The 13,055-nt window shown below is 71.1% G+C and carries 10 protein-coding genes, 1 tRNA gene and 1 pseudogene; 8 read left to right on the top strand and 4 right to left on the bottom strand.

From position 1 onward, the window contains the following. Positions 1-535 precede the first annotated feature (535 nt). Entirely contained in the window at positions 536-2,791 is a 2,256-nt protein-coding gene (locus tag KV381_RS20425) for a transglycosylase domain-containing protein (RefSeq protein ID WP_218785950.1), read from the top strand. A gap of 101 nt (positions 2,792-2,892) precedes the next feature. Here KV381_RS20425 and KV381_RS20420 read toward each other — a convergent pair whose 3' ends face one another. Beyond that, the gene (locus KV381_RS20420) at positions 2,893-3,357 is read right to left on the bottom strand and encodes a GatB/YqeY domain-containing protein (RefSeq protein WP_018514200.1); all 465 of its coding nucleotides are present in this window, start codon (positions 3,355-3,357) and stop codon (positions 2,893-2,895) included. Between the two features lie 119 nt (positions 3,358-3,476). Between KV381_RS20420 and KV381_RS20415 the strand changes: the two genes are divergently transcribed. From KV381_RS20415 to KV381_RS20395, 5 genes and pseudogenes are all read left to right on the top strand, one after another. Continuing rightward, complete coding sequence (locus tag KV381_RS20415) at positions 3,477-4,415, top strand: metallophosphoesterase (protein ID WP_218785949.1); 939 nt, start codon at positions 3,477-3,479, stop codon at positions 4,413-4,415. Between the two features lie 122 nt (positions 4,416-4,537). Then, positions 4,538-5,287 (top strand): Pr6Pr family membrane protein, encoded by a 750-nt coding sequence (locus KV381_RS20410; RefSeq protein WP_193464239.1) that lies wholly within the window; start codon positions 4,538-4,540, stop codon positions 5,285-5,287. Positions 5,288-5,315: 28 nt separating this feature from the next. Continuing rightward, positions 5,316-5,389 (top strand) — tRNA-Pro (locus KV381_RS20405). 442 nt (positions 5,390-5,831) lie between these two features. Beyond that, positions 5,832-6,050: pseudogene (locus KV381_RS36595) on the top strand (hypothetical protein); the annotation flags it as partial. A gap of 312 nt (positions 6,051-6,362) precedes the next feature. Beyond that, entirely contained in the window at positions 6,363-7,169 is an 807-nt protein-coding gene (locus tag KV381_RS20395; protein WP_030633976.1) for an SGNH/GDSL hydrolase family protein, read from the top strand. Between the two features lie 104 nt (positions 7,170-7,273). On the opposite strand, the gene KV381_RS20390 is transcribed toward KV381_RS20395, so the two are convergent. Together KV381_RS20390 and KV381_RS20385 are read right to left on the bottom strand one after the other, a co-directional pair. Further along, the gene (locus KV381_RS20390; protein WP_373307692.1) at positions 7,274-7,711 is read right to left on the bottom strand and encodes a nuclear transport factor 2 family protein; all 438 of its coding nucleotides are present in this window, start codon (positions 7,709-7,711) and stop codon (positions 7,274-7,276) included. A gap of 69 nt (positions 7,712-7,780) precedes the next feature. Continuing rightward, positions 7,781-8,623, bottom strand: a complete 843-nt coding sequence (locus KV381_RS20385) for a bifunctional 2-polyprenyl-6-hydroxyphenol methylase/3-demethylubiquinol 3-O-methyltransferase UbiG (RefSeq protein WP_030633972.1) — start codon at positions 8,621-8,623, stop codon at positions 7,781-7,783. A gap of 131 nt (positions 8,624-8,754) precedes the next feature. On the opposite strand from KV381_RS20385, the gene KV381_RS20380 reads away from it, so the two are divergent. Both KV381_RS20380 and KV381_RS20375 read left to right on the top strand, forming a co-directional pair. Beyond that, on the top strand, positions 8,755-10,632 hold the full coding sequence (locus tag KV381_RS20380) for a prolyl oligopeptidase family serine peptidase (RefSeq protein WP_078611271.1): 1,878 nt from the start codon (positions 8,755-8,757) through the stop codon (positions 10,630-10,632). A gap of 85 nt (positions 10,633-10,717) precedes the next feature. Further along, positions 10,718-11,587 carry an SURF1 family protein gene (locus KV381_RS20375; RefSeq protein ID WP_086777352.1) on the top strand — a complete coding sequence of 290 codons (870 nt, stop codon included), beginning with the start codon at positions 10,718-10,720 and terminating at the stop codon, positions 11,585-11,587. Here KV381_RS20375 and KV381_RS20370 read toward each other — a convergent pair. Continuing rightward, the gene (locus tag KV381_RS20370) at positions 11,557-13,008 is read right to left on the bottom strand and encodes a hypothetical protein (RefSeq protein ID WP_373461065.1); all 1,452 of its coding nucleotides are present in this window, start codon (positions 13,006-13,008) and stop codon (positions 11,557-11,559) included. The genes KV381_RS20375 and KV381_RS20370 overlap by 31 nt on opposite strands. Positions 13,009-13,055: the final 47 nt, after the last annotated feature.

The following is a 13,055-nucleotide window of genomic DNA, read 5'->3' as shown; positions in this document are numbered from 1 at the left end:
GGCCCAATCTTGAATGGTCCGAACGGACTATGCGTATGCGGCAGATCACCCAGGGGAGTGAGCCGAGGACATACGCGACTATCGCCGTGAAAAGGGGACAGTGCACTCAAGTCGCAAAGGACTTCTCGCGACATACGGGGCGATTTCGGGAGCGCCTCGATGGGTGCGTGAAGTGCCATGCGATGACGCGTCGGCCGGGTGAAGAATGACCAGAAGACGCGCATGGGACGACAGGGGGCTTGATACGGAACCGGACTGCTGTGACAGTTGAGAGCAGCTTAGGCCAAGGCCTGTCCGTCTGTCCGGCGAATAGGAACGTAGCCGCCCGCGTCCGCGTGCCCGCTCCGCGACGCCTCGGTAGGCCCAAGACGCACTTTCGTACGCCCGCGACGCCTCCGTACGGTCCCGTCCGGGGCGCCCCCAGGCCCTCCAGGCGACCGCCCGGCCCTCCCGGATGTCACGGTCCGGTACGGGAACGCTCCGAGAGGCCCCCGCTCCTACGACACGTTCATCACTACGGATTAGGCTGCCCCCTATGCCAAAGAAGCGCTCGGGCGGGGGTCTCACCACGACCCAGCAGGCCGCCAAGTTCCTCGGTGTCGCCGCGCTCTCCGGAGCTGTCCTGGCAGGCATCGCGCTGCCCGCAGCCGGAGCGCTGGGGCTCGCCGCCAAGGGGACGGTCGAAGGGTTCGACGAGATCCCCTCCAATCTCAAGACGCCACCGCTCAGCCAGCGGACCACGATCCAGGACCGCGACGGCGGCACCATCGCCACGGTGTACTCCCGCGACCGCACGGTCGTCCCGCTCAAGGACATCTCGCCGTACATGCAGGACGCGATCATCGCGATCGAGGACTCCCGCTTCTACGAGCACGGCGCGGTCGACCTCAAGGGCATCCTCCGCGCGATGAACCGCAACGTGCAGGCGGGCGGGGCGGCGCAGGGCGCGTCGACCCTCACCCAGCAGTACGTGAAGAACGTCTTCGTCGAGGAGGCCGGCGACGACCCGGAGAAGGTCGCCCAGGCCACGCAGCAGACGCTCGGCCGCAAGGTCCGCGAGCTGAAGTACGCGATCCAGGTCGAGGAGGAACTCGGCAAGAAGAAGATCCTGGAGAACTACCTCAACATCACGTTCTTCGGACAGCAGGCGTACGGCATCGAGGCCGCGTCCCAGCGCTACTTCTCCAAGCACGCCAAGGACCTCAAGCTGGAGGAGGCCGCGCTGCTCGCCGGCATCGTCCAGTCGCCGAGCCGCTACGACCCGGTCAACGACACGGAGGAGGCGACCAAGCGTCGCAACACCGTGCTGGCGCGGATGGCCGCGGTCAAGACCATCTCGCAGGCCGAGGCCGACAAGGCCATGGAAACGCCCATCAAGCTGAAGGTGTCCCGGCCGAAGAACGGCTGCATCACCGCCGTCAGCGGCTCCGGCTTCTTCTGCGACTACGTCCGCAAGACGATCCTCACCGACCCCGCCTTCGGCAAGACCGACGAGGACCGGGCCAAGCTCTGGAACCTCGGCGGTCTGACCATCCGCACCACGCTGGACCCGCGCGCCCAGAAGGCGGCCAACGAGGCCGCCACCGCGAAGGTCAACAAGGACGACAAGTTCGCGGCGTCCGTGGTGCAGGTCCGGCCGGGCAACGGCGAGATCCTCTCCATGGGCCAGTCCCGCCCCTACGGCCTGGACCAGAAGCAGAACGAGACCGTGCTCAACCTCGCCGTCAGCAACAAGATGGGCGGCTCCACGTACGGCTTCCAGGTCGGCTCGACCTTCAAGCCGTTCACCGCGGCGGCGGCGCTGGAGAAGGGCATCAGCCCGGCGACGTCGTTCTCCTCGGACTGGAAGATGACGCTCCAGGAGCGGGACTTCCGCAACTGCTCCGGCTCCCCGGCCGGCTACGCGCCCTGGGAACTCCAGAACGAGCTGGAGTCCGAGAAGGGCAGCTGGGACATGACGAGCGCGCTCGGCAAGTCCATCAACACCTACTTCGCGATGCTGGAGCAGAAGGCCGGCCTCTGCGAGACCGTGGAGATGGCCAAGAAGGTCGGCTACGAGCGCGGCGACGGCAAGAAGATCGGCGAGTACCCCTCGATCACCCTCGGTGGTGAGGTGAGCACCCCGCTCTCCATGGCCGGCGCGTACGCGGCGTTCGCCAACCGGGGCACGTACTGCACACCGATCGCCATCGCGTCCATCAAGGACCCGCAGGGCAAGAAGATCCCCGTGCCGAAGACGTCCTGCTCACGCGCGATGAGCGAGAAGACCGCGGACACGATCAACCAGATGCTCAAGGGCGTCGTGGAGGACGGCACCGGTACGCAGGCCGGACTCAGCGACCGGGACAACGCGGGCAAGACCGGTACGACCAACGACCGCAAGGACGCCTGGTTCGTCGGGTACACGCCGAACCTCTCCACCGCGGTGTGGGTCGGCGACGACATCGGCGAGAAGAGCTCGATGTTCAACGTCACCATCGGCGGCCAGTACTACGACAAGGTCTGCGGCGGCTGCCTGCCCGGCCCGATCTGGCGCATCGCGATGACCGGAGCGCTGGACGCGGCCGAGACCCCCGGCTTCAACCCGGTCTCCGTCCCCCGGGGCAAGGAGAAGAAGGACAAGGACAAGGAGAAGGGCGACCGGGACCGTGACCGCGGCGATGAGGACCGCGAGGACGGCAAGCCCGGCGACAACGACGGCAACCGGTTCCCGGGCGTCGAGCTCCCGGACGGTGTGATCGGCGGCGGTGGCGGCGGGCGAGGTCAGGGCGGCGGCCAGAACGGCCCCTGACCCGTACGCGCACCCCTACAGGTAAACAAAAAAGGTGGGCGGCCCGGTCTCGATCGACCGGGCCGCCCACCCTTTTGCTTCTCTTGTTTCTCTTGCTTCTCTCAGCCGGCGAGGAGCTTCTTCACCGCGGCGGCGACCCGGCCGCCCTCGGCGAGCCCGGCGACCTTCGGGTTGACGATCTTCATGACGGCGCCCATCGCACGCGGCCCCTCGGCCCCGGCGGCCTTCGCCTCCTCGACGGCGGACGCCACGATCGCGTTCAGCTCGTCGTCGGAGAGCTGCTTCGGCAGATAGCCGTCGAGCAGCTCGCCCTCCGCCTTCTCCCGCTCGGCCTGCTCGGTCCGGCCGCCCTGGGCGAAGGCCTCGGCCGCCTCACGGCGCTTCTTCGCCTCCTTGGCGATCACCTTCTGCACCTCGTCGTCGGAGAGCTCGCGCGCCGACTTGCCGCTGACCTCTTCCTTGGTGATCGCGGTGAGGGTGAGCCGAAGGGTGGACGAGGTCAGCTCGTCACGCGCCTTCATGGCCGTGTGGAGGTCTTCCTTGAGCTTGGACTTGAGCGTGGTCATGCCGCGATTGTGACAGGTACGGGGCTTGGGCCGCCCACCGGTTTTCCGTCCGCCCACCGGTTTTCCCGTCGGCCTCACCGGTTTTCCGCTCACGGTTCCGCTTCTGCGACGATGGGCGCATGCGCGCACGCTACGGAGTACCCCTGAAAGTCACGGCAGTCGGCGCGGCGGTCGGCGCCGCCGGGCTCGCCTACGCCGCCGGATTCGAGGCCCGCTCGTTCCGCCTGCGACGGGTCACCGTTCCCGTACTCCCGCACGGGGCACGCTCGTTGCGCGTGCTCCAGGTCTCCGACATCCACATGGTGAGCGGTCAGCGCAAGAAGCGCGCCTGGCTCCAGTCGCTGGCGGGCCTGCGCCCGGACTTCGTGGTCAACACCGGCGACAACCTCTCCGACCCGGACGCGGTGCCCGAGGTGCTCGACGCGCTCGGCCCGCTGATGGAGTACCCGGGGGTGTACGTCTTCGGCTCCAACGACTACTACGGCCCCAAGCTCCGCAACCCGGCCCGCTACCTCCTGGAGAAGGTCCAGGGCAAGCACGGCCTCAACGGCAACGAGCCCGCGGTCGGCGTCGTCCACAACCCGTGGGAGCCGATGCGCGACGCCTTCGACGAGGCGGGCTGGCTGGACCTGTCGAACACCCGGGGCCGCCTGAAGCTCGACGGCCTGGAGCTGGCGTTCACCGGCCTGGACGACCCGCACATCAAGCGCGACCGGTACGCCGAGGTCCAGGGCGGCCCCGAGACCGGCGCCGACCTCTCCATCGGCGTGGTCCACGCCCCGTACCTGCGCTCCCTGGACGCCTTCACGGCCGACGGCTACCCGCTGATCCTGGCCGGTCACACGCACGGCGGCCAGCTGTGCATCCCGTTCTACGGGGCGCTGGTCACCAACTGCGACCTGGACACGGACCGGGTGAAGGGCCTGTCCACCCACACGGCGGGCGGCCACCGCTCCTACCTCCACGTCTCCGCCGGCTGCGGCACCAACCGCTACACCCCGGTCCGCTTCGCCTGCCCGCCCGAGGCCACGCTGCTGACCCTGGCCCCGAAGGCCTGACCGGGGCGCGGCTGTCGCTTTCGCGCGGCAGGCGCGGAGCGGGTCGCCGCGCGGGGCGGGGCGCCATCCGCGCGGCGGGTGACGAATCGCGGGGGTCTTCCCGCCCGCTTACGGTACGAATCATGACCGCGCCCCGGACCGCCCTGCTCCCCCGCCCCCGGGCGGCAGAGGCGCTCGCGGACCCCACCGGGCCCCGCCGACGCCCCTGGGCCGCGGCCCTGCGCGCCGCGGCGTGCGCGGTCGCGGCCGCGGGCCCGGTCATCGCCCAGGCGACCGGCTACGCGCCACCGACGCTGATCCGCTTCACGGTCCTGGCGAACCTCCTGATCGCGGGCGCATTCGGCTGGTCGGCCGTACGTACCTGGCGAGGCGGCCCACCGCTGTCGCCGCGCCTGTCGGGCGGGGTGCTCCTGCTCGCCGCGATCACCGGCCTGATGTACCACCTGGTGCTGGCGAACTACGGCGGCAACCCGCCCCCGCCAACGGACCGGCCCACCGCCGCGACCCTCCTGCTCCACACGGTGACCCCGCTGGCCGTCGCCGCGGACTGGCTCCTGCTGACCGCACCCCGGACCCTGCGCCTGGCCCACATCCCGCTCTGGCTGACGCCCCCCGCGGCCTACCTGGCCCTCACCCTGACCCGCGGAGCCCTGCTCTCCCCCGACGCCCCGGCCCGCTACCCGTACCCGTTCCTCGACGTCGGCACGTACGGCTACGCCGGCGTCCTCACCCAGTCCCTGGCCCTCGGCCTCCTCTTCACCGCCCTGGGCGTCCTGATCACCGCCGTGGACCACCTCCGGCCGAACGTGGCGGGGTGGTTCCAGCACCGCAGAAACCGGATTTCGCCTCCGGCCGCCGGTGGGCTAAAGTAATCGATGTCGCCGGGAGACCGGTGGACATCGGGGTGTAGCGCAGCTTGGCAGCGCGCTTCGTTCGGGACGAAGAGGTCGTGGGTTCAAATCCCGCCACCCCGACAGCTGAAACACCAGGTCAGGGGCTTGATCCGCGAGAGCGGGTCGGGCCCCTGACCTGTTTCTGCGTTCCCGTCGGCACGTGGGGAGCAGGGCGTCGAGCGCCCTCTCTCAGTGCCGGTAACGGGCTTCTCACGGGAGCACGGACTTCACCAGGTCATTGCCCGCGCGCAGCCCGAGTCCGGGAATCGTCTCCCTGAGCACCTTCACCGCCCGTACATGATCCTGTGCGGGGTTCACTCCCGCACGGGACAGGGTTCGGGTGGCCCATTCCCGGACGAGTTGCTCATCGGTGGCCGTCGCGCGTTGGTCGAGAAGGTGCAGGGCCTTCCGGAGACCCGGCTGCTCGGCCTCGCCCGCCGAATCCAGCTCACGAACGCTCCGGCGATCCCGAGTATTTCCACCGCGCCGTTCTTGCCCGCCTTCTTGGCATGCTTCATGAAGTCTCGCCACTCGCATGGACGGCCGGCCGCTGGAGCCGGACGGCAGCCAGCTGGTCGTGCCGAGGGACCGGTGCGGGGCTCGCTACGTCAGCTCCATCACCCGCGTCTGGGTCGGCGCCGCCATCTCCCCGTGTACGCCGAGGCCCAGGGCCTGTCTGCACGCCAACTTCCCACCCGAGCCCGCCCGGCAGATCCGTACGCCCGGCACGCCCGGAGCTTGAGCCGACCGGATGAACTTTCCGGTGCGCCGGGTGCCGGACCGGGCTCCGGCGCGCCAGGAATCACCGTCCGCCCGGCCTCTCGCAGCCCTGCCCGGGTACCCAAATTCCCCTTGAACTTGCCGGTTCCTGCCGCCAGTTGAGGGTTTATCTACGCGCGGAGCATGAGCCACCGAACGATCATTCGGGCATATCAGACGACTTCTCGCGCGGGCATTACCGGCGGGTACCGCGAGCTGCTAGAAACTGCATCGCTCCCCCCAACTCCCGCAGGTCCCCCCACCTGTCCCCCCACACTTCGAAAGGCTGGCAGCCATGTCAGTACGGAGAATTCGGGCATCCCTCTTCACCCTGGCGCTCACCGCCGCTGCCGCTCTCGGCGTCGCCGGACCGGCCTCCGCGGCCGACTCGGCCGCCGCCGGCGGCTATGTCGCGCTCGGCGATTCCTACTCCTCGGGCGTCGGCGCCGGAAGCTACATTTCCGACAGCGGCGACTGCCGACGCAGCACCAACGCCTACCCCTACCTCTGGCAGGCGGCGAACTCCCCCTCCTCGTTCGACTTCGTCGCCTGCTCCGGTGCGACCACCTCGTCCGTGGCGAGCAGCCAGCTCGGGGTGCTCAGCGCCTCCACCTCGCTGGTCAGCGTCACCGCCGGAGGCAATGACGTCGGGTTCGCCGACGTCATGCAGGACTGCGTGCTCTCCAGCGAGGCCACCTGCATCGCCAGCGTGGACAACGCCGTCGCGCAGATGAACAACTCCCTGCCCGGCAGCCTCGATTCGCTCTACGGCAACATCCGGTCGCGCGCCCCGCAGGCCCAGGTCGTGGTCCTCGGCTACCCGCGCTTCTACCAGCTGTCCGGCAGCTGCATCGCCGGGCTCTCCGAGGCCGAACGCGCCGCGATCAACAACGCGTCGGACGTGCTGAACGGCGTCATCGCCAAGCGGGCCGCCGACGCCGGGTTCACCTTCTCCAGCGTGGTGGACGAGTTCACCGGGCACGAGCTGTGCTCCGGCGACGCCTGGCTCCACAGCGTCACGCTCCCGATCTACAACTCGTACCACCCCAAGGCGGCCGGGCAGTCGGGCGGCTATCTGCCCGCCTTCCGCTCCGCGGTGTAGCGAAGTAGAAGTAGAAGTAGCTGCTTAAGTCCGTCCAGGCAGCGGCACAGGGCCTCGCGCTCGCAGCAACGGCGGTTCACCGGGCGACCGGTGGGCCGCCGTTCTCAGTAGCGCTCGACCAGGTGTTCACGCCCGGCCGGAGGCTCGTACGCCTCGGGCCAGAAGTCGGTCACCCCGGCGATCAACCCCTGCTCGTCGAAGGTGAAGAAGTGGATGGCGTCCAACTCCTGCGCCGGATCGCCCTCCTGCTCCCCCGTCACCGTGAACCCGGTCCGGGCCGCGGCCTGGCGGCCCTCCGCGTCGGCGACGATCCGCTCGACGCGGACGTGCCAGTCGCCCGGATACTCCTGGTTGAACCGGAGATACCGCTCCTTGCCGAGGATCCGCTCGCGCGTCTGCGGCAGCTCGTACACCACATCCTCGGCGAGGGTCGCCCCGAACGCGCTCCAGTCACGGGCCTCCGCTGCCGTCCAGTACGTCTCCACCGCTCCGCGCAGCGCCGCCGTCGTCCCCGGGACGACGCTTCCTGTCATGTCGGTCATGAGGAAGAGTGTGGCGGCCACCACTGACAATCGGTCGGAGAAGCCCCGCGAGACCGCTTCGACCTGCGGCTATCCGCGTCGCCCCGCAGGCCGCGACGCCTTGATCGAGTACATCAGCGGGATCCTCGGCCGGCCCGCGGGGAAACGGTAGTGACCGTCCGCATGGCGCTCCAACGAGCCGAAGCGCCGGACGAGCGACACATCGTGCTCGTGGAGGAACTCGATCCGCAGACCGGCCGCGGCGAGCGCCGTCACCACCCGGCCCACCGGGTGCTGCCACTCGACGCTGCGGTTGTGCACGGTCGGCGCGTCGAGGTCGGCGTACGTGCCCGGCGTCTCGTCCACCCAGGCGTCACGGCTGAAGTAGTCGTCGGTGACCACCGAACCGGTCTCGGCGTCCATCGAGTCGGTCAGCGGGTGGAACTCCGCCAGGTAGAGGAACCCGCCGGGCGCGACCAGCGACGCGGCGGTCTCGGCCCAGCGGTCGATGTCGGGCAGCCAGCCCAGCGCGCCGATGCCCGTGTAGACGATGTCGTACGCGGAATCGGGAACGGCGGCCGGAGCGTCGTACACATCGGCCGCGACGAACGCCGCCCGGTCCGGGCCCAGCTCCAGCGACCTGGCCAGGCCCCGGGCCGTCTCGACGGCGGGCTCGGAGAAGTCGAGGCCCACGACCTGGGCGGCGCCGTGCCGTGCCCAGGACAGGGTGTCCAGGCCGATATGGCACTGGAGGTGCAGCAGGGTCTTCCCGGTGACGTCACCGACCTCGGCCAGCTCGAAGGCGCGCAGCGCGTCCTTGCCCGCCCGGAACGCGTCCACTTCGTAGTAGTCGCTCGCCACGTGGATCGGCACGCGTTCGTCCCAGCGCGCGCGGTTGGTCTCGTGCCAGTCGTCCGGAGTCGGGGAGTACATGAGCGGAAAGCTACCCACGGGCCCGGGGGAACGCGACCGGTTATCCACAGGGCGGGGGAGATCGGCGGGGCCGGTGGACGGGTTATCCACAGGGTCCCCGGCAGAGCGGCCGATCGGGTTGGATGGAGGACATGAGCGAATCACAGAACGCCTCGACCGCGCCTGAGGTCTCGACCGCCCCCGGGGCCGCGACCACGCCCGGGACCTCGACCGCGCCCGAGTGGGAGCAGCGGTTCCGCGCGCCCCGGGTGTCCCTTCCCGACTGGGCCGAGGACGCGCCTGACCGCTCTCTGTTCGTCTCCAACGCCACCGGTACGTACGAGCTGTACGCGTGGGACCGGGCGAGCGGGCGGCAGCGCCAGGTCACCGACCGGCCGAACGGCACCACGGACGGGGTGCTGACGCCGGACGGCGAAGCGGTCTGGTGGTTCAGCGACACCGACGGCGACGAGTTCGGGGTGTGGATGCGCCAGCCGTTCGGCGGCGGGGCGGACGAACCGGCCGTCCCGGGACTCGCCCCCTCCTACCCGGCGGGCCTGGCCATCGGACGCGACGGTTCGGCGGTGATCGGCCGCTCGACCGACGAGGACGGCACGACGATCCACCTGGTGCGGAAGCCGGGCGGCGAGCCCGTGGAGATCTACCGGCACCGGGAGTCCGCCGGGGTCGGCGACCTCTCCCACGACGGGACGCTGATCGCCCTGGAGCACACCGAGCACGGAGACGCGATGCACTCCGCGCTGCGGGTGGTGCGCCAGGACGGCTCCACGGTCGCCGAGCTGGACGACACCGAGGGCGGCACCAAGGAGCTGGGGCTCGCCGTGCTGGGCTTCGCACCGATCGCCGGAGACACCCGGCTTCTCGTCGGGCACCAGCGCCGGGGCCGCTGGGAGCCGATGATCTGGGACCCGGTCACGGGCACGGAGACCGCGCTCGCCGTCGATCTGCCGGGCGATGTCGGGGCCGAGTGGTATCCGGACGGCTCCGCGCTGCTCATCGAGCACAGCTTCGAGGCCCGCGGCGAACTGTGGCGGTACGAACCGGGCGCCCCGGAGCCCGTACGCGTGGAGACCCCCGCCGGGACGGTGTCGGGCGCCACGGCCCGCCCGGACGGCACGGTGGAGTACCTGTGGTCCTCGGCCGCGCAGCCGCCCGTGGTGCGCTCCACGAGCGGTGCGGTGGTCCTGGACCCGCCCGGGCCGAAGGCCCCGCCGTCGGTGCCCGTCGAGGACGCGTGGGTGGAGGGGCCGGGCGGCCGGATCCACGCCCTCGTGCAGAAGCCCGCCACCGGTGAGGGCCCGTTCCCGACGATCTTCGAGATCCACGGCGGGCCGACCTGGCACGACAGCGACGCCTTCGCCTCCGGTCCGGCGGCCTGGGTCGACCACGGCTTCGCGGTCGTCCGGGTCAACTACCGGGGCTCGACCGGCTACGGCCGCGCCTGGACGGACGCGTTGAAGCACCGGGTCGGCCTGATCGAGCTCGAGGACATCGCGGCCGTACGGGAGTGGTCGGTCGCGTCCGGGCTCGCGGACCCGGAGCGTCTGGTCCTGGCCGGCGGGTCCTGGGGCGGCTATCTGACCCTGCTCGGGCTCGGCACCCAGCCCGACTCCTGGACGCTGGGCCTGGCGGCCGTGCCCGTCGCGGACTACGTCACGGCGTACCACGACGAGATGGAGGCCCTGAAGGCGATGGACCGCACGCTGCTGGGCGGCACTCCGGAGGAGGTGCCCGAGCGCTTCGAGGCCTCGTCGCCGCTGACGTACGTCGACGCGGTGCGCGCCCCGCTCTACATCTCGGCGGGCGTCAACGATCCACGCTGCCCCATCCGTCAGGTGGAGAACTACGTGGACCGGCTGGCGGCGCGCGGCGCGGTCCACGAGGTGTACCGCTACGACGCCGGGCACGGGTCGCTGGTGGTGGAGGAGCGGATCAAGCAGGTGCGGCTGGAGCTGGAGTTCGCCCTGAAGCACCTGGGCGGGGGCGCGGTGGCCGGTACGGCGGGGTGAGCCCGGGCGGCGGACGGGCGTAAGGGCCGGATAAATGACGGACCCCGCTCCGGGAGCCCGCGGCGGGGAACCGTACCTTTGAGGGGTGTACCGGTTCCTGCTGACCCCGCGATGGTGGGGGATCAACCTCTTCGTCGTGCTGGCCATCCCGTTCTGCGTGTTCATGGGCACCTGGCAGCTCGGCCGTTTCGAGGACCGTGTGCAGTCGCACGAACAGGCGGAGGAAGCGCCCGATCCGAGCACTCGGGCCGCGAAACCCCTGGACGAGCTGCTGCCCGTCGACAAGGTGACCTCCGGCCGTCCGGCCGTCGCCACCGGCACGTACGCCGATCAGTTCCTGGTGCCCGGTCGTGAGCTGGACGACCGGCAGGGCTTCTACGTCCTGAGCCTGCTGCGTACGGACAGCGGCAGGGCCCTGCCGGTGGTGCGGGGCTGGCTGCCCGGTTCCGCGAGCGATACCCGGGTGCCCGTCGCGCCGGAGGGCGAGGTCACGGTGACCGGCGACCTCCAGGCCTCCGAGAACACCAACAGCGACGGCGTCAACGTCCGGGGCGGGCTGCCCGAGGGCCAGATCGGCATGATCAGCGCCGCGACCCTGGTGAACCTCGTGCCGTACGACGTCTACGACGCCTGGGTGACGCTGCCCGAGGCCGAGGCGGGCGGTAAGGGCGGTGCGATGAAGCCCGTGCCCGCGGCGGCCCCGCAGGGCAGCGGCCTCGATCTGAAGGCCTTCCAGAACCTGGGCTACACGGGCGAGTGGTTCGTCTTCGCCGGCTTCGTGCTCTTCATGTGGTTCCGGCTGGTGCGCCGCGAGGCCGAGGCCGCGCGCGACATCGCCCTCGGCATCGTCCCGGAGGAGCCCGCCACCGAGGAGGCGGCGACCTCCTCGGCCCCGAAGACCTCGGAGGACCCGTCCTCGCCGGACTACGACGTGGCGAGCACGCCCGTGCGGTAGATCGTGCCCGAGCAGGCGTTGGGGATCTTCGTCTCCGCGGTGGGCGCTCCCGTCTCCGGGGTGTGCGTCACCGCGACACTGCCCTCCGCCGTGCCCCCGCCGTCCTCCTGGAGCCACTGCGCCTCGACGCCGGACTGTTGTTCGCCGCTCTCGCCGACCGAACCTCCCGCGCCGTCCGCCGACGGGGTCGGCGTCGGTGAGGGGCCCGTGGTCGGGCAGGTGTCGGTCGGCACCCAGGCGAACTTGACCTCGTACGCCATGGTCGGCTTCAGCGCCACCGTGCCCGGCTCCTGCGAGGGGTCGGGCAGACCGGGGGCCGCGTCGCCCGCGGCGTGCTGGACGACGCCGATCTTCAGCGGGTCGGCCGCGCCGAGGGCCGTGAAGCCCACCGTGCCGTTGCTGCTGACCGTGCACTCCTTGGCGGAGACGTTGGCGATCTTGAAGCTGCCGTAGACCGTGCCGTCGGCGCCCGGTGCGTCGGTACCGGCGGAGGCGACGCCGAGCTGGCTCGGGTCGCAGACCGGCAGGGACGCGAAGTCCACGCGCGGGGAGTCGGGCTTCTCGCCCTTCTCCGCCCCCTCGGGGTCGCCGACCCGGCCTTCGGAGGGGCTGGGGTCCGGGTCGGCCTCGCCGACACCGCCCTCGCTCTCGCGCTCGGTGGGCTGCACGGTCCGCCGACCGGGCTCCTCCGGGCCGCTCTCGTCGCCGTTGCCCCCTTGGGCCTGCTCGCCGTGTCCGGCGATGGCGGGGCGGGCGGTGGTCTGACCGTCGGAGGTCGCGACGTGGACGAAGGCGGGGACGGCGGTGCCGATCAGCAGGGCGGCCGCGGCCGCCCCGACGACGGCCTGCCGCCGCCTGGCCCGGCGGGCGGGAACGGCCCGGTGGAGATGGTCCAGGGTCCCCTCGGAGGGGGTGATGTCGCGCACCGCGCCCTGCAGCATGCGGCGCAGGGCCACCTCGTCCAGTTCGTCGGCCGTGGGCGCGACCCGGTCGGCGGCGAAGAGGTCGGTCAGGGTGGCGAGGACGTCGTCGTCGGGTGCCCCGGGGGCGTCGTCGGCGCCGAGCGCGGACTTCGCGGCCTTCCCCGCAGCGGCACCGGACCCGGGCTTCAGGTCGGACTTCGCGGCAGCGGGTGCGGCAGGGGCAGTGGCATCAGGTCCGAGCCCGGACTTCGCGTCAGCGGCGGCGTCAACGGACCGCGTACCGTCCTCCGCACCCGCAGCAGCACCCGCACCCGCACCCGCACGGGCATGCACACCCGCCCCCGGCCCCGCGTCCCGCTCGTCCGGGTCCTCGCCGGTCCCGTGGTCCGCCCGTTCGGGCGGTGCCGGGTCCGGGGTCTCGTCCGGCTCGGGCCCCGCGCTCCCGGCGTGCGGGCGGTCCGGATCGGTGTGCGGAGTCTTCTCCGGCCCGTGGTTCACAATTCCGTTTCCCGTCGGGTCATTCTCGTGCCTGTGCTCGGGGCCCC

This window comes from Streptomyces sp. WY228 (assembly GCF_019287315.1).
Lineage (GTDB): Bacteria > Actinomycetota > Actinomycetes > Streptomycetales > Streptomycetaceae > Streptomyces > Streptomyces caviscabies.
Note: the sequence above shows the minus strand (reverse complement) of the source record. Positions and strands in the feature narration are given on the sequence as shown.